Raw genomic sequence first — 21,995 nt, forward strand, 5'->3', positions numbered from 1 at the left:
GTTGTCCAGCGCGCGTCCGACACAGAGCGAACCGACCGGCCGGGCCCTTCTCAAGGGCCTGGCCTTCGCCTCGCCGTTCATCATCGGCTTCCTGGTGCTCTACCTGTGGCCGATCCTCGCCTCGGGCTACTACAGCCTCACCGATTTCAGCCTGTTCAAGGCGCCCAAATGGGTTGGGCTGGCCAATTACGAGCGGATGATCTCGGACGCCAAATTCTGGAAGAGCCTCTACAATACGCTGTTCTTCACCTTCGTCGGCGTGCCGGTGGATATCGCGATCTCGATCGCCGGCGCCCACATCCTCAACCAGAAGCTCAAGGGCCAACCGCTGTGGCGGGCGCTGGTCTACCTGCCTTCGATCGTGCCGGCAGTGGCGGCGGGCTTTTTGTGGCGCTGGCTGCTCAACGCCCAATACGGCTTCGTCAACGAGATCCTGCGCTGGTTCCGCATCCCGCAGCCGAACTGGCTGCTCGACGCCAGCTGGGGCGGCATCTCGGTGATCGTGTTGATGCTCTGGACGGTGGGCGGCACCATGCTGATCTACCTCGCGGCCCTCAAGAACGTGCCGCAGGAACTCTATGAGGCGGCCGAGCTCGACGGGGCCGGGCCGCTGCGCCGCTTCTGGCACATCACCTGGCCGATGATCTCGCCGGTGACGCTGTTCCAGGTGATCGTCCTGATCATCGCGTTCCTGCAGGTGTTCACCCAGCCGTTCGTGCTCTCGAAGGACCCGGGGCTCGGCACGCAGACCGCGACCGGACCGGGCGACTCGATGCTGAGCTACTCGATCTACCTGTTCCAGAACGGCTTCACTTTCCTGAAGATGGGCTACGCCTCGGCGATGGCCTGGGTGCTGCTGTTCGTGACGCTGGCCATTACCTTGCTGATCCTGTGGTCGGCCAAGAAGTGGGTGTTCTATGACAACCGCTGAGTTTCAGGGCACAGCGCTCGGCGAGCGCGTGCCGGTCGGCGGCCGCTTTGGCTGGCTGATGACCATCTATCGCTACGCCCTGGTGATCCTGCTCGCCCTGGTGTTCGTCTTCCCGTTCATCGTCATGCTGACGACGGCCTTCAAGGTCTCGGACGAGATCTTCATGGCGCCGCCGGAGCTGTTGCCACGCACCTGGACGCTAGACCATTTCGTCGGCGCGCTGACGCAGATCCCGTTCTTCCGGTTCCTGCTCAACACGGTGGTGATCGCCGGGTTGAGCGTGCTGGGCACCGTGCTGGTCTCGCCGCTGGTGGCTTACTCGCTGAGCAAGCTGCGCTGGAAGGGTCGGAACCTGCTCTTCATCATGGTGCTCGCCACCATGATGCTGCCGCCGCAGGTGACGCTGATCCCGATCTACATGATGTGGAACAAGATCGGCGCCACGGGCACCATCCTGCCGCTGGTGATCCCAGCCTTTCTCGGCACGCCGTTTTTCATCTTTCTGATCCGGCAGTTCCTGCTGAGCGTGCCGGACGAGCTGATCGAGGCGGCCAAGGTCGATGGGGCCTCGGAGTTCCGCATCTACTGGTCGATCGTGCTTCCCATCGCTCGCCCGGCGCTGATCACCTCGGCGGTGTTCCAGTTCGTCTGGGCGTGGACGGATTTCCTCTACCCGCTGATCTACCTCAATGAGGAAGAGAGCTACACGCTGTCGATCGGGCTCTACTCGTTCCTCGGCGAACACGGGGTGCAATGGGGGCCGCTGATGGCGTCGTGCGTGCTGTTCACGCTGCCGGCCTTCCTGATCTTTCTGGTGTTCCAGCGCTACTTCATCGGCGGCATCGCCACGGGTGCGCTGAAGTGAGCGAGGTTGCCCTCGCCGTCGATATCGGCGGCACCAAGATCCTCGTCGGACTGGTCGATGCGGCGGGCACCATCGTCATGAGCCGGCAGGTCGCGACCCCGGCCCGCGAGGGGGCGGAGGCGATCATTGCTGCGGTCGCCGCGCTGGCCAAAGAAGTGCTGGCGGGTGCGCCATCGCCGGTCAGCCGCTGCGGCGTCGGCACGGCCGGCGTGGTCGGCGAACAGGGCGAGATCACTTCGGCGACCGATCATCTGAGCGGCTGGGCTGGCACGCGGCTGCAGCAGCGGCTGAATGAAGAACTCGGCCTGCCGGTGACGGTGCTCAACGATGTGCAGGCGTCAGGGCTATGCGAAGGCGTGCTCGGCGCCGCCAGCGGCAAGCGCTCGGCGCTGATCGTGGCACTGGGCACCGGCGTCGGCGGTTCGCTGGTGCGCAACGGCCGGGTCGAGCGCGGTGCCTATGGCATTGCCGGCAGTGTCGGGCATCACCTCTCGCCGCTGCGGCAGGGCCGGCCGTGCCCCTGCGGCGGCACCGACCATCTCGAGGCCTATGCCAGCGGCACGGCGATGGAGATCGAGTACGCGCGGCGCACGGGGCACGAGCGGAACCTCAGGCAGATCGCGGCGCTGGCCGAAGCTGATGACGCCGAGGCGCAGGCGGTGATCGCCGAGGCGGCGGACGTGCTGGGCGCGGTGCTGGGCAGCGCCAACAATGTGGTCGATGCCGAGATCGTCGTGGTGGCCGGGGGCGTCTTGGCACTGGGCGACCGGTTGCTGCAGCCGGCGCGCGTAGCGGCGAAGCGCGAGGCGCTGGGGCTGTCGAAAGTGGTGGAGATCGTGCCGGCAAAATATGGGCCGACGGCATGCTTGATCGGCGCGGCACTGGCGGCGTTCGGGGCGGCTTGAAATCTACGCAGCTCAGGGCCACAGGCGCCACCCCTCTCCCCTGAGGGGAGAGGGTAGTGCAGCTCGGACCGATAGGTCCGTAGCGGAACTAGGGTGAGGGGTTCAGCATCTCAGCGAGCGCGTGTTGCACCGCTTCACCCCTCAACCGGCGCTTCGCGCCACCTTCTCCCCTGAGGGGAGAAGGGAAGAGGGGCCCCACTCAGCAACGACTGAGAGCTACCGCCGCTTGAACGTTGGTGTCCGCTTCTCCTTGAATGCCGCCCGGCCTTCCCCCGCATCCTCGGTGGCAAAGCAGATCGCCTGCAGGTCGCGCTCGTAGCTGATGGCGTTGGCGATCGACAATTCCCAGGCGGCGCGAAGGTTCAGCTTCGCCGTCTCGGCGGCAATCGGCGCACGTGAGGCGATGGTGGCGGCAAGGCGCCTGGCTTCGGCCAGCAGCTCGGTGCGCGGCACGATGCGAGAGACGAGGCCCCAGCGCTCGGCCGTCGCGGCATCGATCGGATCGCCGGTCATGATCATCAGCGCGGCATTGGACGGACCCACCGCATGGGCGAGGTTCACCGCCATGCCGCCGCCACCGATCCAGCCGAGCTTGATCTCGGGTGCGGCGAAGCTGGCATTATCCGAGGCGATGCGGATGTCGCAGGCCATGGCGGTCTCGAGCCCGCCGCCGAAGGCATAGCCGTTGATGGCTGCAATGGATGGCTTCAGCAGCGCGCGAATGGCGTCGCAGTAATCCGGCCGGTTGCGGAAATTCCAGGCGCTGTCGTAGTCATCGAGGGTGCGGATGTCGGACCCGGCGGAGAACGCCTTCTCGCCGGCGCCGGTCAGGACCACGGCCCGGATGGCGTCGTCACCATTGAACTCGGTGACCGCGGCCACCAGCGCCGCCGCCATTTCCGGCGTCATGGCGTTGAGTTTTTCCGGCCGGTTGATGGTGATGACACCGACAAAGCCGTCGCGCTCGACGAGGATGTTCTCGCTCATATCTCGTTCTCCGCCACTGCGCCCTTGGACAGCAGTTGTTCGATCGCTGCGTCGTCGAAGCCGGCTTCGCGTAGCACGTCACGGCTGTGCTGGCCGACCACCGGGGCGCCGCGCTCGACCGTCGATGGGGTCTTGGAAAACCGGATCGGGAAGCCCGGGGTCTTCACATGGCCCTCGGTCGGGTGGTCGTACTCGACGAAGGTGCCGTTGTGCTTGATCTGCTCGTCCTCGACCAGGTCGGCATAACCATAGACCGGGCCGCACCAGATGTCGGCGGCTCGCAGCAGCTCCAGCCACTCGGCGGTGGTCTTGGTCTTCAGCCGGTCGCGCGTCTTCGAAAAGATCTCGTCGCGCTTCGTCCAGGTGTCGACCTCGTCATCCATGTCGAGAAAGCTCGGCTCACCGATGGTCTGGCCGAGATTGGCGAGCTTGGGGAAGGCGACGATGATGAAGCCATCGGAGGTGGCGAAGGCGCCGTAGGGCGCGCGGATATAGACATGGGCATGCGGCTCGGCCGAGCGCACCTGCGGCTTATGGCCGACGGTGAACACCGAGAGTTCCTGCATCTGGATGGTGGTGATGGCGTCGAGCATGTTCACCTGCACCAGCTGGCCCTCGCCGGTGCGCTCGCGATGCAGCAGCGCCGCCAGCGCGCCCTCGAAGGCGGTATAGGCGGTGATGCCGTCGACCAGGTATTGGCCCGCCGCATTGGGCGGCTCGCCTTCACGGCCGGCCGACAGCATGGCGCCGGACATGCCCTGCAGCACCAGATCCTGGCCGGGGCGGTTGAGATAGGGGCCATCCTCGCCATAGCCGGAGATCGAGACGTAGACCAGGCGCGGGTTGATCTTCGACAGCGTCTCGTAGTCGACCCCGAGGCGCTTGGCGACGCCCGGCCGATAGTTCTGCAGGAACACGTCGGCGGTCTTCACCAGCTCGAGCAGCACCGCCTTGCCGTCGGGATCCTTGAGGTCGACCGCCAGCGAGCGCTTGTTGCGGTTGAGCGACAGGAACGAGACGTTGACCTTGTTGCCGCGCGCCCCGCCCGCCGCGGTGTGGCGCTGCCACTCGCCGGTCACCGGCTCGACCTTCACCACATCGGCGCCGAGATCCCCCAGCCGCTGGGCCGCGAACGGGCCCGCCATGGCGATGGAGCAATCGAGAACGCGGTAGCCGGAGAGAATACCCATGGGTCAGAACTCGTGAGGTTGAGATGGGAGGACGTTGCTTTGGTGTGGGTGGCCCCACCCCCTCCCATCCTCCTCCATCAAGGGGGAGGTGCCGGTCGGTGTGTGAGGCGGGATCGAGCCAAAAGCACGAATCCACACCTCCCCCTTGATGGGGGAGGCCGGGAGGGGGTGGGGCCACATGCTCTTACCCATCAATGCATGTACCAGCCGCCATCCACATGGATGGTCTGGCCGGTGATGAAGGAAGCGGCGTCGGAGGCGAGGAACATCAGGATGTTGGCGATATCATCAGGTGCGCCACGGCGTTGCAGCGCCTGCGCTTCGTAGATGCGCCTTTCGTAGGCCGGCAGGTCCGGGTGGATCTTTTCGGCATCGGTGGGGAAGGCGCCCGGCGCCACTGCGTTGACGGTGATGCCGTGCCTACCGAACTCGCGCGCCCATGAGCGGGTCAGGCCGACCAGCGCCATCTTCGATTGCACATAGGGCGTCAGGTCAGACCAGCCGCCCGAGATGGTCACCGACGAGATGTTAATGATCCGGCCACGTTTCGCCGCCTTCATGTGCGGCAGCGCCACCTGCACGCAGACGATGCCGGCATCGACATTGACGCGCTGCACCAGCTGCATCTCTTCGATCGTGTAGTCCTCGAAGGGCTTTGAGGGATAGATCGCGGCATTGTTGATGACGATGTCGAAGCCGCCGACCTCGGCCGAGAGTTTTTGCAGCCCGGCGTGCAGCCCGGTGAGATCGGCGAGATCGAGCCTGGCGACAGTAAGGCCGCTGAGACCCGTGGCAGCTTGGAGCAGCGCCGCAACCTTGTTGGCGTCGTTGTCGATGGCGACGACCTTCGCGCCCGAGCGCAGCATTTCGAGCGTCGTCTCCAGCCCCAGCCCACCGGCTGCGCCGGTATAGAGGATGGTCCTGCCCTCGAGCGAGCCGAAGCGATCCGCGCCCATCAGCGTCCCTCGATCTTCAGGTGGTTGCCGGACGGCGCGGGGTACTCGTCTTCGGGCTGGGTGGAGATGGCGCGAATGCGGGCCTCACTCGCCGCGATCTCGGTTGCGCCGTCGAGGATGCGGAAGGTGCTGTCGTAGCGACGCTCTTCGCCGTGCTGCAGCCAGATCATCTCGCCGCGTTCGCGAGCGGCATTGTTGCCGAGCACGTGGTTGGTAGAGGGCTCGATGCCCAGGGCATATTGGCCGGCCTGCAGGTTCTGCCATTCGTAGAGGCAGGGGAACTGGGCCTTGTCGGTTGCAACCTCGAAGCCCAGCCCGACGCGATCGTTGACCAGGGCAACGAACTGCTTGCCTCCGGCACCGGCGCCAAGCTCGTGCTGCCAGACCTGCTCGTGGAAATCGAGCTTTGGGGCACTGAGGGTGCGGTAGCCGACGCCCTGCTTCCTGTAAGCCTCGCCGGCATGCGCGGCCCAGACCACGTCGCGGATCGGTGCGAGATAGCGCGACCCTTCGTCGAGTACCGGGTGGCCGACATTGATGTGGTAGCAGTACATGTGCGGCGTCCTGTAGAAGCCGTGGTTGACCACCCGATCGCTGATCCGGATCTCCTTGCCGCCGACATCGGCTTCGATGCGGCGGACGAGGTGCAGGTCTTCGCCGAACACCGCGGATTGCTGCACGACGCCCTCGGCCCACAGCACGCAGTCGTCGCCGCGCCACTCCTCGCCATAGCCGGTGAGCTTTGCCGGGATGGTGCCGACGCGGCCGTGCAGCGAATGGCTGACGGTCGGCTTGGGCGAGTAGACATAGCTCTCGGCCGGCACCTCGTTCATGAAAAGGATGTGGTCGAGCCCGCAGGTGACCAGCAGGCCCGAGAACGAACGGGCCCAGGCGAGGCCGCCTTCGCCTTCATATTCATGTAGGCCCGGGTGGCGGAAGCCGGCCGGCGAGTTCCAGCCGATCGCCTGGCCCTTGAACTCGCAGTCGGCGATGTCGAGGGCGCGGTCGACCAGCGCGGTGAAGCGGAGGCCCGAACCAGTGCGGAATTCGAGCATGCGAATGCCGCGCTCGACCCCGTCGCTCAGTTCCATCAACCGCACGCCGGCGAACTGGCTCAGCATGCCGGCGCGCTCGGCGATCTCCCGACGGGTGTAGGTCCGGCCGTTGAGCTCAACCATCGGGCGTCTCCTCAGTCGAGATGGTAGATTTCGGGGATCATGCTCCACCACTCGCCGGGGGCGGCAGTCTTCAGCGGCGCCTGGCACGGGTCGGTGAGCGCCAGCCACTGTTTGGTAATGGCCCTTTCGCCGAGCACCTGCATGTCGGCCGCGTAGTCGGTGCCCGTGTACTCCCAGTAGCCGAACAGCAGCATCTCGGGCTCGCGCAGGTAGATCGAGTAGTTGCGGATATTCGCCGCGCTCAGCGCCGCGTTCATTTCCGGCCACGGCTCGGCATGCAGCCGCTTGTACTCGGCGAGCTTTTCGGGCTTCACGCCGATCACCATGCCCATGCGCTGGACCATAAATTACTCCTTGGTGCCGCCGGCGGTCATGCCGGAAACGAGGTAGCGCTGCGCGAACAGGAAGACGAGCAGCACCGGGGCGATGGCGAGCAGCGTCGCCAACGCCAGCGCCGAGAGCGTGATGGTGGTCGAGGCCGCATTGGTGGGGTTGAAGGCCGGCACGTTCGACAGCAGCTCGGCGAGACCGACCTGGATCGGCGCCTTGCGGCCCGGCAGCGTCACATAGGGCAGGAAGTAGTTGTTCCAGTTGCCGGTGAAACTGAAGAAGCCGACCAGCGCGATCACCGGGGTGGAAAGCGGCATGGCGATCTTCATGAACACCTGCCACTCGCTCGCGCCGTCGAGGCGTGCCGCCGACAAGAGGTCGCGCGACACCGCGGTCGAGAAGTAGATGTAGGTGAGGTAGACGCCGAACGGGTAGAACGAGAAGGGCAGGATGGCCGAGAGCGGATTGCCGATCAGCCGCACGGCGCTCAGCTCGAGAAAGATCGGCAGCACCAGGGCGGTCGAGGGGATCAGCATGACGATCAGCGTCACCACCAGCAGGAGCCGGCGGCCGCGGAACTCGGTCATCGCCAGGGCGTAGCCGGCGGGGATCGAGATACAGAGCGTGATCACCAGCGCGGCGACGCAGTAGAACATCGAGTTGCCGATCCAGGTCCAGATCAGCCCGCCCTGAAAGGTCATCAGGCTCTGCCAGTTGCTCAACAGCGTGCCGATATCGCCGAGCGCGAACGGGGCTTCGAGCAGCAACTGGCGATCGGTCTTGGTCGGCGCGATCAGCAGCCAGAGCAGCGGCACGACGAAGAACAGCGCGAAGACGATGAGGATCAGCACGCCGAAGGCGCGGCCGAGCCAAGCGCCGGGCGTGAGGTCCCGAATGCGGGTGCCGACGATTTCGGAATTAGGCGCGCTCAAACAGGCCACCCTTGAAGACGAAGTAGATGGAAAGGGCGACGGCGACGGCCAGCAGCACCAGCGAGATCGCCGCCGAGCCGTTGAAATCGTTCTGCTTGAAGGCATAGAGGAAGGCGAGCTGGTTCAGCGAATAGTCCTGCCCGACCACGCCGCGGCTCGCCTGCGCCAGGACGCGCGGCTCGACGAAGAGCTGGGTGCCGCCGGCAAAGCTCATGATCACCATGTAGGCGATCCATTTGCGCATCAGCGGGATCTGGATCGACCAGGCGATCCGCACCGGCCCGGCGCCATCGACGCGGGCGGCCTCGATGACGTCCTTGGAAATGTTGTTGAGCGCGCCGTACATGATGACGATCCAGCCGCCGGCGCCGGTCCAGAAGGCGATCACTGCGAGGACGATCGGCAGCCGGCTCGCTTCGACGGCGCCGACGAAGTTCTCGATGCCCAATGCCTGCAGCAACCACGAGACCGGGCTGACGGTGGGGTCGAGGACGAACAGCCAGAGCATGACACTCGAGGCGCCGGCCAGCGCGCCCGGGATGTAATAGACGAAACGCATCGCGCCGGAGAACCAGCGCAAGCCAATCGAGTGGACGAGGATGGCGAGGGTCACCACCAGCACCACCAGCAGCACCAGCCAGACGATGATGAAGAGGCCGACATGCTCGACTGCTGGCCAGAACCGGTAATCCTTGAACACCTTGAGGAAGTTGTCGAAACCGACAAAGGCACCCTTCTTGGTGAAGGCGAGATAGATGGCGTAGAGCGCCGGCAGGATGCCGAAGGCGATGAGGAACAGCGTGTAGGGAGTGGCGAACAGCACGCCGATGCGCCCCTGCGCGCGCTCGACGCTCATGCCCTTTTTGGTGCGCTCGAGGGCGACGGCAGCAGCGGCAGCGCTATTCTCGATCGTGCTCACTTGGCGGCTCCAGGCACTAGACGGACTTAAGAGATGATAGCCGCGGGCGTTTCCCACCCACCGGCTGTCATCCCTGCGAAAGCAGGGACCCATGTCACCTCTGGCGCAGGCGGTGACGGACGAGGGCAAAGCCCCCGCCGTGGGGTCCCTGCTTTCGCAGGGATGACATCGAGGTTGAATGCTCTTCCCCGATGACAGAAGCCGAGGGCGCGAGGCGCCCTCGGCAAGCTCAGGCGCTATGTCACTCGACGGTGTAGCCGACGACCTGCGCTTCGTTCTTCATTTCCTGCTGCCAGTCGGCCGCGAGGTCCGTCATGGTCTTGCCGGCGGCGAGGCCGGGGGTGACGATCTTGGCCCAGGCGGTCTCGGGCGAGAAGTTCGGGTAGCCCCAGCCGTTCCAGACGCTCGAGGCGGCAGCCTGGATGGCGGCCTTGAAGTCGCCGGCATAGAAGCCGCTCGCCGCCTGCGCGTCGAGCCAGGCATCCGCCGCTGCCTGGTAGGCCGGCAGGCCGCCGGTGCCGGCGACCTTGGTGTCGGACGTGACGAACTTGAGGAAGGTCTTCACCGCCTCAGGGTTCTGGGTGTGGCTCGAGGCGTACCAGACGCCGCCACCGACGTTACCGGTGACTGCAGCGCCGTCGGCCCATTTCAGCGGCGGCGCTGCGACCCAGTCGCCGGCCTTGGCGTTGACGCCACCCGGGTTCTGGAACAGGGCGCCCGAGTACCAGGCCGGCCCGGGGATAGCGACGAGATTGGCGGCGCTGGCGACGAAGCTGGCGCCGAACACGCTGTCGAGCGTCAGGGTCTTGTTGGCCACCATGTGGTCGATGAGGTTCGAGACCTTCACTGCATTCGGCGCCGAGGTGTCGGACTTGAAGGTCTCACCCTCGAGCTGGAAGATCGGCGCCTCACCGCTCCAGTAGTAGATATAGGGACCCTGGAACGCGTCGCCGAAGCCGCCGAGGAAATAGCCCGGGTGCTCGGCAGCGAGCTTGTCGCCCAGCGCCTGGTACTCTTCCCAGGTGGTCGGGGCGGCGTAGCCGAACGAGTCCAGGAGGGTCTTGTTGTACCAGAACAGCACCGGCGCGAGGTCATTGCGCAGGCCATAGACCTTGCCGTCGACGGTCACCGGGTCGAGGGCGCCGGGGGTGAAGCCATCGAGGAAGGCCTGGTCGAGGAAGCCCTCGTTCAGCACCTGAGCGAAAGCCTGCGCGCCGTTATTCTCGCGGGCGGCCCAGGCGGCGTCGTTGTTCTGGGTGGAGAACACCACGTCCGGCCAGCCTTCATTGGCCTGGTCGGCAAGGCTGATTTTGGTCTGGAAGGTGCCCGAGGCGCCGGACGAGCCATCGTCGAGCACGAGATTGACCGGCACTTCCGGATGGGCGGCGATGAACGCCTCGACCGCCGGCTGGCGGGTGGCGTCGGCCCAGACGGTGATGGCACCGTCCTGGGCAAGGGCGGCGCCGGCGACGAGGATCGCCGAGAGCGCCACGGTGGTACGCAGAAGATTCATAACGAGGTCTCCTCCCTGGATGACTGTAGATCGTTAGCTGGTGGCTTCAGGCCGCTTGCAGCGCCGAGGCGACGCGCGGATTGAACGGGGCTGCGCCGAGCTCGGAGCGCGGCAAGAGGTTGGGACGGGCCCAGTCGCGGCGGGCAGTTTCGTTCAGCACCAGGCCGTGGCCCGGGCGATCGGGGGCATAGGCCCAGCCGTCCCTGATCTCGACCGGCTGGTCGACCAGATGGTCGAAGTTCTGGAACGAGTATTCGAGCCACTGCACTTCGGGCAGGGCGCAGGCCATATGGATGCCGACCTCGAGGAAGGTGTTGCCGAGGCTGACCGGGATGCCGCGGTCGGCGGCGAGCCAGCCGATGCGCATCACGTCGGTGACCTGGCCGTGGACGTTGAGGATGTCGGTGGCGTCCTGTTCCATCAGCAGGCGCTTGCCATGGGCATCGAGATACTCGCCCGAGTTGATCAGCGTCCAGTTGGCCGCGTCCTTGAGCATTCTCAGCCCGGCATAATCGTTGCGCAGGATCGGATCCTCGACCCAGAGCAGTTCGTGGCCGGCGTCGCGGATGGCGGTGAGCTTGACCAGCGCTTCCTTGGCGCCCCAGGCCTCGTTGCTATCGATCATCACCAGGGCGTCCTTGCGGACTACCTGTTTGAGGATCTTCAGGCGGTTGAGGTCCCAGTCGAAATCCGGGTTGCCGACCTTGATCTTGAAGGCGCGGTAGCCAAGCGAATTGGCATGGGCAAAGAAGCGGGCGAAGTCGTCGTCGCTGAGATGGTAATCGAGGCCCGAGGCATAGGCCTCGACCTTGTCGCGCCGGCTGCCGAGCAACTGGTGCAACGGCAGGTTCACCTGTTTGGCCGTCAGATCCCAGAGCGCCACCTGCAGCGCCTCATGGAAGGGCAGGGTGTAGGCGCGCTGGTTGCCACCGCGCGGGCGGCCGACGCGATGCACCAGCCCGGCCGGCGGATGGCCTTCGAGGCCGGGCCAGACTTCCGAGCGGAACACCCGCTCGATCTCGGCCTGGTCGGGCAGCGGAAAAAACAAAGTCTGGATAAACCCCAGCCCGACCGCGCCGGTATCGGCAATCAGTTCGAGCGCCGCTATGTTCACGTCGTCGGCGCGGACCTGGCTGTCGCCGATGACGCGGTCGCGGGCAAACTGGAAACGGGTGATGCGGAATTCGGAAATGCGCATAGGCTGGCGATCTCTGATCGACTAACATGAGTATCTGATATATCAGACGATGACGCTAATAGACCAAGGAAAGCGGGCGCACAAGTGGCTGTGAATGAGGGTGCCGATATCGGGCTGGCCGAGGCGCAGCCGGGCGGGCGGCTTAGCGATCTGGCTTATACGCGGATCCTGGAGAACCTGTTCGACCGGCGGTTGCCGGCCGGCGCCTTTGTGTCGCAGAACGATCTGGTGAAGCTGCTCGGCATCCCGGTGGCGCCGCTACGCGATGCGCTCAGGACGCTCGAGGTCGAGGGCATCCTCACCATCCACCCGCGCTCCGGCATCCAGTTCGTCAAGCCCGGGCTCGAGCTCACCAAATCGACCTATCAGTTCCGCACCATCATCGAGCGGGCAGCGGTACGGGCCTTTGCCGAGCAGGGCGACGAGGACCTGATCCGCGAACTGGGCGACCGGCATCGCGCCGTGTCCCGCCATATCGAGACGTCAGGCCTCACTGCGGACACCATGGAAGAGCTCGAGGCACTGGAGAGCCTCCTCCACAACTCGATCATTGCGATCCTGAGGAACGCGTTGATCGAGACCAGCTACCGCCGGATGCACACCTATCTCAAGCTGGTGCGGCTCGACCGCAAGCTCACGGCGCCCCTGGCGCAGCGCTCGATCCGCGAGCATCTCGAAATCATCGAGGCGTCCGAAGCGCGCGACCCCGATCGCGCCGAAGCAGCGCTGGTGGCGCATTTCAACGCGGCGCTGCAGCGGCATCTGGGGATGTTCGTTTAGGGGGTGGCTGGTTCGGGCAGCCACCACCTCTGTTCCTCTCCCCGTCGGGGCGAGGGTGGATCGCGCATAGCGCGAGACGGGTGAGGGGAATTGGCACCGAGCTACCCCAGCCACCGGCTGTCATCCCAGCGAAAGCTGGGACCCATTCATCCACTTGCGCTGCGGCGAGTTGGGTCCCAGCTTTCGCTGGGATGACACCGAGTTGTAAGCACTGCCGGGGGGCTACTGTGCGGCCCGTGCCCCTCATCCGGCGCTAAGCGCCACATTTCCTCGACGAGGCGAAGAATCCTGCTGCGAGGAGCGACCTACGCCGCGAACGTCCGGTGCGTCGAGCCCTGGAAATGCGCTTCCATGGCCGCAATCGCCCCAGCAACATCTCGTTGCTCCAGCGCGGCGATGACGCGCATGTGCTCGTCGACGGTATCGACCAGGTAGCCGCGGAAGCCGGGGCGGCGGTGGACGCGTTGCGCCATGCGGATGTTCTCCTGCAGGCGTTCATGCGTGTCGAGGATGGCGCGGTTGCCGAGCGAGGCGACGATCTCGCGGTGCATGCGGCCATCGAGCTCGAGGAACGGGGTATGCGCCGCCTCGAACGGGCTGCCGTCGGTGAGGCTGATGCGGCACTTCTCGTGGTTCAAACGCATGTCGGCGAGCCAGGCGTCCGAGACGGTGTCGCCGAAGCTCTTGAGCGCAAAAATCTCGATCATGATGCGGAACTGGTAGTTCTCGCGGATGAACGCCACCTCCGGGTAGACGATCTTGATGCCGGCGCGCGGCTTGATCTCGACCAGCCCGAATTCCTCCAGCAGCACCAGCGTTTCGCGCAGCGGCGACAGCGACAGCCCGAGCAGCTCGCAAAGTTCGGATTGGGTCACCACCATGCCGGCCTCGAGTGTGCCGTCATTCATCGCCTTGCGAAAGCGGCGGTACCCTTCGTTGTCGTTTCGGACGTCAGACATGTTCACCGGTGAATTGGTCGAGAGGCGTTTTCGCACTTTAGTATATCAACAGGCGATTTGAAAATCTCAGTAAAACGCCAGAGAACACAGGTTTTTGCGGGTACTGCGAGCTACCAGATGGCGCTCATGGAGTGCGTTCCGGGCTCGTTTCGAGGAGTCGGTGCCTTGACTTGAGATATCATTGCCGCTCAATAATATCTCAACGGAGGGGTGGCATGAAGCTGGTGATGGTGTCGCAGTCGGCGGGCAGGGGCTGCTAGGTGGCTGCAGTCGAGCTCAAAAACGTGCGCAAGTCGTTCGGAACGGTCGACGTCATCAAGGGCGTCGATCTAACCATCGACAAGGGCGAGTTCGTGGTGTTCGTCGGCGCCTCGGGTTCGGGCAAGTCGACCCTGCTCAGGATGATCGCCGGGCTCGAGACGGTGAGCGATGGCGACATCCTGATCGACGGCACGGACGTCACCTTCGCAGAGCCGTCGGAGCGGGGCATCGCCATGGTGTTCCAGTCCTACGCGCTCTACCCGCACATGAATGTCTACGACAACATCGCCTTCAACCTGAAGCTGGCGCGCTTCGGCAAGGAGGAGATCGACAAGCGGGTCAAGGAAGCCGCCCGCATCCTCCGCCTCAACGAGCTGCTCAGCCGATCCCCGGCGCAGCTGTCGGGCGGACAGCGACAGCGCGTCGCCATCGGCCGCGCCATCGTGCGCAACCCCAAGGTGTTCCTGTTCGACGAGCCGCTGTCGAACCTCGATGCGGCGTTGCGAGTGCAGATGCGGCTCGAGATCGAGCGGCTGCACCGCGAGCTCGGGACCACGATGATCTATGTGACGCACGACCAAGTCGAGGCAATGACCCTCGCCGACCGGATCGTGGCGCTCGACAATGGCCGTATCCAGCAGGTCGGGCCGCCGCTCGATCTCTATGCACGCCCCAACAACCTGTTCGTTGCCGGCTTTATCGGCTCGCCCAAGATGAACCTGTTGCCGGCCAAGGTGCTGAGCGCAGCCGACGGCAAGGCGACGATGGGTCTCGACACGAGCAGCGGAACCAAGGTCGACCTTACGACCCGCGGCGCCAGTGTCGGCGATGTGGTGACGCTCGGGGTGCGGCCGGAGACGCTGGAAGTGGTCGCTAAGGGCGCCGCAGTGCCCGCCGGGCTGACCGCGCTGCCGGCACGGGTCGAGTCGGTCGAGCGGCTCGGCAACATCACATACGCCTATCTCGATGGGGGAACGCCGGAGGTGATCACCGTGCAGGTGATGGGCCATTCCGACCTCCAGCCAGGGCAGGAGGTCCAGGTCGGGCTGCGGTCCGACCTGGTGCACGTCTTCGACGCAGCGGGCGCCGTCATGGCGTCGGCAGTCGGCAGATAAATCCGGCAAAGCCGGACACACAGGAGGAGAGACTATGCTTCGTACAAGGACCGCCGCGCTCGCCGGCAGCGTCGCACTGAGCCTGATGGCCGGCGCGGCGATGGCCCAGGATGCGGTGACGCTGAACGTCTGGTCGGACACCCCGCGTCTCACCATGTTCGATCTCTATGACAAGACGCACGACAACGTGACGCTCAACGTTACGACCGTGGCGCCTGCCGACCTGATCGCCAAGATCCAACTGGCCCTGCAGGCGAAGAGCGAAATCCCCGACGTGATCTTCATGTCGGATATCGGCTACACGGCGCAGCTCTCGACCCGGCGCTCGAACTACCTGCTCGATCTCACCGACAAGGTGCCGCAGGCGCTGCAGGACGAGTTCTATCCGAATGGCAATTCGCCCTGCCATGTGAACGGCAAGCTCTTGTGCATGCGCAATGACCTCGCGCACATGATCGTCTGGTACGACAAGCCGGCAATGGAAGCGCTCGGCAAGGCCGTGCCGACCACGTGGGAAGAATTCCAGAAGCTCGGTGAAGAGCTGGCGCCGCAGGGCCTCAGCCTCGGCACCGGCGTCGAGGCGTTCCCGCTCTATTCGATGCTGGTGTCCGACGGCTGCGACATGGTGATGCCGGTCGAGGGCAAGGAAGATACGGTCAAGATCGATCTCACCACCGAAAAGTGCCTGAAGCCGGCCAGGATGGTCGATGCCATGCTGAAGAATGGCAGCCTGACCAAGGTCGGGCCGTTCGAGCCGGATTTCGTGGCGCTGGCTAAGGGCGGCAAGATTCCGCTGATGATCGGGCCGACCTGGTTCGGCGAATACGTGATCAAGCCGACCTATGAATGGCCGGCCGGCAAGCTCGCCGCGGCGCTGCCGCTGAAGTGGGACGACCAGAGCCAGCCGCTCACCTGGAGCTGGGGCGGCGGCACCTATGGCGCCTGGAAGGACACGGCGCATCCGGCCGAGGCAGTCGACCTCGTGACCTGGATGTCGACCGATATCGCCAACCAGACCGCCGCAGTGACGCTGCCGGGACATCGGCCGTCGGCCGAAGCCTGGGGCGCCCGCCTTGCCAGCGACGCCTATTATGCCGATCCGAACGTCTTCAAGGTGGAAGCCGACGCGGCGGCATTCAGCCATCCCGGCTATGTGAGCCTGCGCTTCTCGGTCAGCGACGCGATCGCCAAGGTGGTGGTGCAGCCGCTCGCCAGCGGCGGCACGGTGGAAGGCGCGCTCCCGGCGCTGCAGACCGAGCTCGTCAACCTCGCCAAGCTCAACGGCTATCAGGTCGAGTAACCGACGACCGGCCGGACGCCACGCGCGTCCGGCCGACTAAGCGCTTTCAGGAAAAGTTGCAGACTTTTCCGGTTCGAAAGCGCGTCAAATCAAAGACTTAGGGCATGTCATCGATTCAGCGTAACGATGACATGCCCTAGTTCAGGGGCAATGATGAGCGCGACGGCAATGGCAGTGGATGTGAGGGCGGCGGCGAGCGATCGCGCCCGCAAGGAAAAGCAGAAGGCACGGCGCGATACGCGCATGTCGTATCTGCTGCTCGCACCCTACCTGCTGCTGCTGCTGATGTTCGGGCTGTTTCCCATCGCCTATGCCTTCGGGCTCAGCTTCTTCGACACCATCGAAATGGTGTTCTGGGGCGTCACCAACTACCAGTTCGTGTTCGACGATTTCCGCGTCCCGGCGAGCGTCGTCAATGTGCTGGCCTTCGTCGCCATCTGGGTGACGCTGACGATGATCGGCGTGGCGGTGCTGTCGTTGATGCTGGACAGCATCAATCGCAGGACCGCCAACACGCTCAGGACGATCTATTTTCTCCCCGGCGCCGTCACCTCATCGGCCATCGTGGTGCTGTGGCTGTTCGTGCTCGACCCCTCGGTCAGCCCGTTCCAGCCGGTGCTGCACACCTTGGGCTGGGGCACCCGCGCCGACGTGATCTCCGGCATCGGGCTCGCCGGGGTGTTCGCCGTGATGGCGTATTTCTCGGCCTCGGGCGGCTGGATCGTGGTGTTCGGTGGGGCGCTGTCGAGCCTCCCCACCGAAGTGATGGAGGCGGCGCGCATCGATGGCGCCAACCGCTTCCAGCTCGCCACCCGCATCAAGCTGCCGATGATCTGGCGTTCCTTGGTGCTGATGGGGATTCTGAGTTTTGCCGGCGGCTTGCAGCTCTTCGTCGAGCCGCAACTGATGGGGCTCGCCGGGCCGCAATTCGCGCAGAACGACTGGTCGCTGAACCAGATGGCGTTCCAGTACGCGTTCCGGATGGGCGATTTCGGCGCCTCGGCTGCGCTCAGTACGCTGCTGGTCGGCTCGTCCATCGTCATCGCGCTGGTGATCGTCTTCGCCACCAAGTTCTACAAGATCGATTGAGGGCGCAATGAGCAGCAGAACCGCACCGATGCGTCTCAACCTCGGCCGCTTCGTCGTCTTCGCGACGCTGGCCTTCGCGGTGTGCTTCTACGGCATTCCCCTGCTCTGGCTGTTCATCGCCGGCACGCGGTCGGAGGCGTCGCTGCTGACCGATCCGCCGTTTGCGCTCGGTACCTGGGAAGCGTTCAGCCGGACCTGGACCAACCTCACCACCTACAACAACTTCCAGATCCTGACCTGGGCCGGCAACTCGCTGATCTATTCGGTGGGCGGGGTGCTGCTGTCGCTCATCGCCTCGATCCCGGGCGGCTACGCGCTGGCGCAGTCGGAGTTCCCGGGCCGCAAGCTCATCCTGACGTTGACGCTGATCGCCATGATCACGCCCTCGACCGCGGTGGTGCTGCCGATCTTTCTCGAGCTGAACCTCCTGGGCCTCAGCAACACCTATGCTGGGCTGATCCTTGCGAGCGGCTTCTTCCCGTTCGGCGTCTATCTCACCTATGTCTACTTCTCGACCTCGTTGCCCAAGGGCGTGATGGATTCCGCCCGGGTCGACGGCGCCAACCGGTTCCAGCTGTTCACCCGCATCGCGCTGCCGCTGGCCCGGCCGATCATCGCGCTGGTGGCGTTCTTCAGCTTCCTCGCCATCTGGTCGAACTACTTCCTCGCCTTCGTGCTGCTCAGCGACGACAGGCTCTACAACCTGCCGGTGGGGCTGACGGCGCTGGTTTCGGGGTCGGGCGCGCTCAGCAACCTGCCGTCCAACGATGTGCCGATCAAGAAGCCGGAAGTGGTGCTCGCCGCCATTCTCGTGGTGCTGCCGGTGCTGCTGATTTTCATGGCCGCGCAGCGGTTCGTCCGCTCCGGCATGCTGTCGGGCGCGGAAAAAGGTTAGCGGCCAAATCCTGCGTGGACTGGCCGCCTAGGATCTACTTAGGAGGATTGAATGAAGATCACGGGGTTCACGGCATGGCTGGTCGAGCACGAGCCGGGACCGAAATTCATCTGGCGCGACGGCATTCCCGGCTCGCACGGCGACATTCCGCGCGGCTCCAAACCGCATAAGGCCGTCATCCGGATGGAGACGGATGCCGGCATCAACGGCGTCATCGAGATGGGCCGCGGCGAGGCGGTGATCGACCTGGTGCGGCGGCGCTACCACGAGTTCATCGGCGAGAATCCGCTGCTGACCGAGCGGATGTGGCGGCTGATCTGGGAGCTCGACCGCATCGAGGAGTTCCACATGCGCTCGCTCGGCATGCTCGACATGCTGTGCTGGGACGTCAAATCGCAGCACGCCAAGATGCCGATCTACCAGATGCTGGGCGGCGACGATCGGGTGGTGCCGGCCTATGCCTCGACGGTCACCTGGCCGACGATGGACGAGTACGAGCGCTACATCAAAATGAGCCGCGATGTCGGCTTCAAGGCGTTCAAGCTGCATGCCTGGGGTGGCCCGGTGAAGCGCGACATCGAGCTGTGCAAGAACCTTCGCAAGTGGGTCGGCCCGGACGCCGACCTGATGTTCGACGGCTCGGCCGGCTGGGACTACGTCAACGCGCTGGAGTTCGGCAAGGCGATCCAGGACCTCGGCTTCCTCTGGTACGAGGAGCCGATGCGCGAGTTCCACCTCGGCAGCTACACCAAGCTCTGCGAGAAGCTCGATATCCCGATCCTCGCCGCCGAGACGTCGGATGGCGTGCATGGCAACATGGCGACCTGGATCGAGAACAAGGCGCTCGACATGACGCGCGTCTCGACCTTCTACAAGGGCGGCTTCACCGGCTCGATGAAGGTGGCGCATCTGAGTGAAAGCCACGGCATGCGGGCCCAGGTGCACGGCATGGGGCTCGAGAACGCGCAGATCTGCGCCGCCATCTCGAACAACGACTATTATGAGCAGCTCGTGATGAACGAGGAGCAGATCAAGGGCCTCGACAAGCTCGGGCCGCTCTCGATCGTCGATGGCAACCTGACTGTCAGCGACGAGCCGGGCATCGGCTACGAGTTCGACGCCAAGAAGCTCGACGAGACAGCCCTGACGAAGGTCTCAGTCAGCGAGCGGTTGACGCCGCGTGGGGCTGAGGTACCATGGCACTGATATATCAGATTGTGTAACTGAGCTATCATTGGGAGGAGAGACTTATGACGGCCAAGTTCGATAGACGATCAGTCCTGAAGCTGGGCGGCAGTATGCTGGCCGCTTCGGCGCTGCTGCCGCACCAGGCATTCGCCCAGCAGACGGCGATCAACTACTGGCACACCTTCACCAGCCAGTCGGAGTTCGCCGGGCTCGAAGACGTGATGAAGCTGTTCGCTGCGGCGCACCCCGATATCGCGGTGACGCAGGAGAACATCCCCAACCCCGAGTTCATGGCCAAGATCACCGCCGCGGTGGTGTCGGGCAGCCGGCCGGACTCGACCATGGTGTCGTCGGAACGCGTCGCCGACCTCGTCGCCATGGGCGGCCTCACCGACCTCACCGACCGGATCGCGGCGTGGGAACGGCGCGGCGATTTCGACGACTCGCGCTTCGCTTCGATCACCAAGGAGGGCAAGGTCTACGGCATCCCGGCGTTCACCTTCGTCGACTGGATGTACTACCGCAAGGACTGGTTCGATGAAGCCGGCCTCGCGCCGCCGACCACCTATGCCGAGTTCCGTGACGCCGCCATCAAGCTGACCGATCCGGCCAAGGGCCGCTTCGGCTTCGGCATGCGCGGCGGCGCCGGCGGGCAGGCCTATGTGATCAACATCATGGAAGGTTTCGGCGCCAAGCTGATGCATGAGGATGGCTCGATCAGCCTCGACCGCGACAAGGCGATCGAAGCGGTCGACTGGTGGGCTGGCCTGTTGATCAAGGATGGCGTGGTGCCGCCCAGCGCGCCGAACGATGGCTTCCGCCAGATCATGGAAGCGTTCCAGACCGGGCAGACGGCGATGCTGTGGCATCATACCGGCTCGTTCCAGGACAATTCGAAGCTCCTGAAGGCCGGCGTGGAGTTCGCCACCGCGGCAATCCCGGCCGGTCCGGTCAACCGCGTGTCGCGCCTCGGCTATGCCTACAACACGGTGACCAAGCCCGAGACGATCGACGCCAGCTGGGAGTGGATCAAGTTCTGGGGCGAGCCCGATGCGGCCGTCGCCTTCCTTGAAAAGACCGGCTACTTCCCGGCCTCGACCGTGGCGGCTCAGGACCAGCGCATCTCCGGTAACCCGCTCTACAAGCCGGCCGCCGACACGCTCGGTTTCGGCATTCCGGCGCCGAGCTTTGCCGGCTTCGCCGGCTGGTCGGAAAGCGTGGTGCTCCCCGCCTTCCAGCGCGTGCTGATCAAGGAAGCGACCCCCGAGCAGGCGGTCGACGAAATGATTGACGGGCTGGCACAGGCCATCGCCTGAGGCTTGCACGACGGCGGCCGGAGCGATCCGGCCGCCGACAGTGCCGGCTGTGGCAAAGGTAGTGCGCTGAAAGTCGCACAAACTCGATGTCATCCCTGCGAAAGCAGGGACCCAACTCGCCGCCCGCGCCAGCTAATGGATGGGTCCCTGCTTTCGCAGGGATGACAGCTGGTGGAAGCGGAGGACACCGGGTCACTTCATCCCACGTGGGTGGAACAATCCAGGAGTAACGCATGGCCGAGGCGAGGATCAGCTACCCGCCACCCCGCACCACCTGGGATCGCATCAATCCGGTTCGGATGATCGGCGAGCTCTCGGAGACGCGGTACTGGATGTACCTGCTGCTGATCCCGAGCGCGCTGCTGATCACTGCCGTGGTGATCTACCCGACGCTTTACGGCATGCAGATGAGCTTTCGCGAGATGCGGCTCAACCGGCCGGACCTCGGCACCGACTGGGTCGGGCTGAAGCACTACCAGCGCATGCTGACAGACCCGATCTTCTGGGTGTCGCTGCGCAACACCGCGGTGTGGGTGACCTCGGCCATCGCGCTCGAATTCCTCATCGGGCTGATCGCGGCGCTGGCGCTGAACCGGAACCTGCCGGGTTCGAAGGTGCTCGCGGTGCTGATCCTGCTGCCCTATTTCCTCCCCAACGTGGTCGCCGGCCATATGTGGGCGCTGATGCTCGATCCGCGGCTCGGGGTGATCAACGACCTCCTGGTCAAGATCGGGCTGCTCGAGGGCTACAAGGCCTGGTTCGCCGACCCCTCGACCGCCATGGCCGCGGCGATCGTGGTCGAGGCCTGGCACAGTTTCCCGTTCTTCACGCTGCTGCTGCTGGCGGGACTCAAGGGCATTCCATCCGACCTCTACAAGGCCGCCGATATCGATGGAGCAGGGCCGTTTTCGCAGCTCAGGCTGATCACCCTGCCGATGCTGAAAACCATCATCGCGGCGGCAGTGATCCTGCGCGTCATCGGGCTGGTGAACTCGCCGGATCTGCTGCTGATCCTCACCAGCGGCGGGCCGGGGCGCTCGACCCAGGTACTGAGCCTTTACGCCTTCCAGACCGCCTACAAGGATTTCAACTTCGGCTATGCCGGCGCCCTCTCGGTGGTGATGTTCATCCTGCTGATGGGCTTTGCCTGGGCCTATGTCCGGCTCTCCAAAGTGAACGAGGACTGAC

Annotated in this window: 21 protein-coding genes; 11 read left to right on the forward strand and 10 right to left on the reverse strand. The window is 64.8% G+C overall.

Going from position 1 to position 21,995, the window contains the following annotated elements; translation table 11 throughout:
• The first annotated feature begins 1 nt into the window (after position 1).
• Genes AC1ROK_RS17820 through AC1ROK_RS17830 form a run of 3 tightly spaced genes read left to right on the forward strand, consistent with a single transcriptional unit; the run spans position 2 to position 2,701 of the window.
• Positions 2 to 931, forward strand: a complete 930-nt coding sequence (locus AC1ROK_RS17820) for a carbohydrate ABC transporter permease (protein ID WP_492849341.1) — start codon at positions 2 to 4, stop codon at positions 929 to 931.
• The gene (locus tag AC1ROK_RS17825; RefSeq protein WP_492849343.1) at positions 918 to 1,796 is read left to right on the forward strand and encodes a carbohydrate ABC transporter permease; all 879 of its coding nucleotides are present in this window, start codon (positions 918 to 920) and stop codon (positions 1,794 to 1,796) included. Before AC1ROK_RS17820 ends, AC1ROK_RS17825 begins: the two co-directional genes overlap by 14 nt.
• On the forward strand, positions 1,793 to 2,701 hold the full coding sequence (locus tag AC1ROK_RS17830; protein WP_492849345.1) for an ROK family protein: 909 nt from the start codon (positions 1,793 to 1,795) through the stop codon (positions 2,699 to 2,701). Before AC1ROK_RS17825 ends, AC1ROK_RS17830 begins: the two co-directional genes overlap by 4 nt.
• Before the next feature lie 216 nt (positions 2,702 to 2,917).
• Here the strand turns inward: AC1ROK_RS17830 and AC1ROK_RS17835 are convergent, their stop codons facing one another.
• The 9 genes from AC1ROK_RS17835 to AC1ROK_RS17875 form a co-directional block, all read right to left on the reverse strand.
• Complete coding sequence (locus AC1ROK_RS17835) at positions 2,918 to 3,688, reverse strand: enoyl-CoA hydratase/isomerase family protein (protein ID WP_492849347.1); 771 nt, start codon at positions 3,686 to 3,688, stop codon at positions 2,918 to 2,920.
• Positions 3,685 to 4,878, reverse strand: coding sequence for a CaiB/BaiF CoA transferase family protein (locus tag AC1ROK_RS17840; protein ID WP_492849349.1), 1,194 nt, complete (start codon positions 4,876 to 4,878; stop codon positions 3,685 to 3,687). Before AC1ROK_RS17840 ends, AC1ROK_RS17835 begins: the two co-directional genes overlap by 4 nt.
• Positions 4,879 to 5,069: 191 nt before the next feature.
• Positions 5,070 to 5,834, reverse strand: a complete 765-nt coding sequence (locus AC1ROK_RS17845; RefSeq protein WP_492849351.1) for an SDR family NAD(P)-dependent oxidoreductase — start codon at positions 5,832 to 5,834, stop codon at positions 5,070 to 5,072.
• On the reverse strand, positions 5,834 to 7,012 hold the full coding sequence (locus AC1ROK_RS17850) for an aldose 1-epimerase family protein (RefSeq protein WP_492849353.1): 1,179 nt from the start codon (positions 7,010 to 7,012) through the stop codon (positions 5,834 to 5,836). The genes AC1ROK_RS17845 and AC1ROK_RS17850 overlap by 1 nt, the downstream gene beginning before the upstream one ends.
• A gap of 11 nt (positions 7,013 to 7,023) precedes the next feature.
• Positions 7,024 to 7,356: an L-rhamnose mutarotase gene (locus tag AC1ROK_RS17855; protein WP_492849355.1), complete on the reverse strand. Its 333-nt coding sequence runs from the start codon at positions 7,354 to 7,356 to the stop codon at positions 7,024 to 7,026.
• A 3-nt stretch (positions 7,357 to 7,359) separates the two neighbouring features.
• Positions 7,360 to 8,274 (reverse strand): carbohydrate ABC transporter permease, encoded by a 915-nt coding sequence (locus AC1ROK_RS17860; protein ID WP_492849357.1) that lies wholly within the window; start codon positions 8,272 to 8,274, stop codon positions 7,360 to 7,362.
• Entirely contained in the window at positions 8,261 to 9,193 is a 933-nt protein-coding gene (locus AC1ROK_RS17865; RefSeq protein ID WP_492849359.1) for a carbohydrate ABC transporter permease, read from the reverse strand. The genes AC1ROK_RS17860 and AC1ROK_RS17865 overlap by 14 nt, the downstream gene beginning before the upstream one ends.
• 241 nt (positions 9,194 to 9,434) lie before the next feature.
• Positions 9,435 to 10,706, reverse strand: a complete 1,272-nt coding sequence (locus AC1ROK_RS17870) for an ABC transporter substrate-binding protein (RefSeq protein ID WP_492849361.1) — start codon at positions 10,704 to 10,706, stop codon at positions 9,435 to 9,437.
• 46 nt (positions 10,707 to 10,752) lie between these two features.
• Positions 10,753 to 11,904, reverse strand: a complete 1,152-nt coding sequence (locus AC1ROK_RS17875; RefSeq protein WP_492849363.1) for a mandelate racemase/muconate lactonizing enzyme family protein — start codon at positions 11,902 to 11,904, stop codon at positions 10,753 to 10,755.
• An 84-nt stretch (positions 11,905 to 11,988) separates the two neighbouring features.
• On the opposite strand from AC1ROK_RS17875, the gene AC1ROK_RS17880 reads away from it, so the two are divergent.
• Positions 11,989 to 12,684 (forward strand): GntR family transcriptional regulator, encoded by a 696-nt coding sequence (locus AC1ROK_RS17880; RefSeq protein WP_492849365.1) that lies wholly within the window; start codon positions 11,989 to 11,991, stop codon positions 12,682 to 12,684.
• A gap of 305 nt (positions 12,685 to 12,989) precedes the next feature.
• Here the strand turns inward: AC1ROK_RS17880 and AC1ROK_RS17885 are convergent, their stop codons facing one another.
• A complete protein-coding gene (locus AC1ROK_RS17885) occupies positions 12,990 to 13,643 on the reverse strand; it encodes a GntR family transcriptional regulator (protein WP_492849367.1) in 654 nt (217 codons plus the stop codon).
• 260 nt (positions 13,644 to 13,903) lie between these two features.
• On the opposite strand from AC1ROK_RS17885, the gene AC1ROK_RS17890 reads away from it, so the two are divergent.
• The 7 genes from AC1ROK_RS17890 (at position 13,904) to AC1ROK_RS17920 (ending at position 21,994) form a co-directional block, all read left to right on the forward strand.
• Positions 13,904 to 15,019, forward strand: a complete 1,116-nt coding sequence (locus AC1ROK_RS17890) for an ABC transporter ATP-binding protein (RefSeq protein WP_492849369.1) — start codon at positions 13,904 to 13,906, stop codon at positions 15,017 to 15,019.
• Between the two features lie 34 nt (positions 15,020 to 15,053).
• A complete protein-coding gene (locus AC1ROK_RS17895) occupies positions 15,054 to 16,319 on the forward strand; it encodes an ABC transporter substrate-binding protein (protein WP_492849371.1) in 1,266 nt (421 codons plus the stop codon).
• A 153-nt stretch (positions 16,320 to 16,472) separates the two neighbouring features.
• Positions 16,473 to 17,408, forward strand: coding sequence for a carbohydrate ABC transporter permease (locus AC1ROK_RS17900; RefSeq protein WP_492849373.1), 936 nt, complete (start codon positions 16,473 to 16,475; stop codon positions 17,406 to 17,408).
• A gap of 7 nt (positions 17,409 to 17,415) precedes the next feature.
• Positions 17,416 to 18,303 (forward strand): carbohydrate ABC transporter permease, encoded by an 888-nt coding sequence (locus AC1ROK_RS17905; protein ID WP_492849375.1) that lies wholly within the window; start codon positions 17,416 to 17,418, stop codon positions 18,301 to 18,303.
• Between the two features lie 51 nt (positions 18,304 to 18,354).
• Positions 18,355 to 19,509 carry an enolase C-terminal domain-like protein gene (locus AC1ROK_RS17910; protein ID WP_492849377.1) on the forward strand — a complete coding sequence of 385 codons (1,155 nt, stop codon included), beginning with the start codon at positions 18,355 to 18,357 and terminating at the stop codon, positions 19,507 to 19,509.
• Positions 19,510 to 19,553: 44 nt separating this feature from the next.
• Positions 19,554 to 20,807, forward strand: a complete 1,254-nt coding sequence (locus tag AC1ROK_RS17915; RefSeq protein WP_492849379.1) for an extracellular solute-binding protein — start codon at positions 19,554 to 19,556, stop codon at positions 20,805 to 20,807.
• Between the two features lie 233 nt (positions 20,808 to 21,040).
• Positions 21,041 to 21,994, forward strand: coding sequence for a carbohydrate ABC transporter permease (locus AC1ROK_RS17920; RefSeq protein WP_492849381.1), 954 nt, complete (start codon positions 21,041 to 21,043; stop codon positions 21,992 to 21,994).
• Position 21,995 lies beyond the last annotated feature (1 nt).

The sequence above is a fragment of the Devosia sp. GW821-FHT12F11 genome, from assembly GCF_058806655.1.

Coding starts and splice junctions, on each gene's coding strand:
- AC1ROK_RS17850 (WP_492849353.1), bottom strand. CDS start 7,012: ATGGTTGAGCTCAACGGCCGGACCTACACCCGTCGGGAGATCGCCGAG.
- AC1ROK_RS17905 (WP_492849375.1), top strand. CDS start 17,416: ATGAGCAGCAGAACCGCACCGATGCGTCTCAACCTCGGCCGCTTCGTC.
- AC1ROK_RS17915 (WP_492849379.1), top strand. CDS start 19,554: ATGACGGCCAAGTTCGATAGACGATCAGTCCTGAAGCTGGGCGGCAGT.
- AC1ROK_RS17855 (WP_492849355.1), bottom strand. CDS start 7,356: ATGGTCCAGCGCATGGGCATGGTGATCGGCGTGAAGCCCGAAAAGCTC.
- AC1ROK_RS17885 (WP_492849367.1), bottom strand. CDS start 13,643: ATGTCTGACGTCCGAAACGACAACGAAGGGTACCGCCGCTTTCGCAAG.
- AC1ROK_RS17895 (WP_492849371.1), top strand. CDS start 15,054: ATGCTTCGTACAAGGACCGCCGCGCTCGCCGGCAGCGTCGCACTGAGC.
- AC1ROK_RS17900 (WP_492849373.1), top strand. CDS start 16,473: ATGAGCGCGACGGCAATGGCAGTGGATGTGAGGGCGGCGGCGAGCGAT.
- AC1ROK_RS17835 (WP_492849347.1), bottom strand. CDS start 3,688: ATGAGCGAGAACATCCTCGTCGAGCGCGACGGCTTTGTCGGTGTCATC.
- AC1ROK_RS17920 (WP_492849381.1), top strand. CDS start 21,041: ATGGCCGAGGCGAGGATCAGCTACCCGCCACCCCGCACCACCTGGGAT.
- AC1ROK_RS17840 (WP_492849349.1), bottom strand. CDS start 4,878: ATGGGTATTCTCTCCGGCTACCGCGTTCTCGATTGCTCCATCGCCATG.
- AC1ROK_RS17870 (WP_492849361.1), bottom strand. CDS start 10,706: ATGAATCTTCTGCGTACCACCGTGGCGCTCTCGGCGATCCTCGTCGCC.
- AC1ROK_RS17845 (WP_492849351.1), bottom strand. CDS start 5,834: ATGGGCGCGGATCGCTTCGGCTCGCTCGAGGGCAGGACCATCCTCTAT.
- AC1ROK_RS17910 (WP_492849377.1), top strand. CDS start 18,355: ATGAAGATCACGGGGTTCACGGCATGGCTGGTCGAGCACGAGCCGGGA.
- AC1ROK_RS17825 (WP_492849343.1), top strand. CDS start 918: ATGACAACCGCTGAGTTTCAGGGCACAGCGCTCGGCGAGCGCGTGCCG.
- AC1ROK_RS17875 (WP_492849363.1), bottom strand. CDS start 11,904: ATGCGCATTTCCGAATTCCGCATCACCCGTTTCCAGTTTGCCCGCGAC.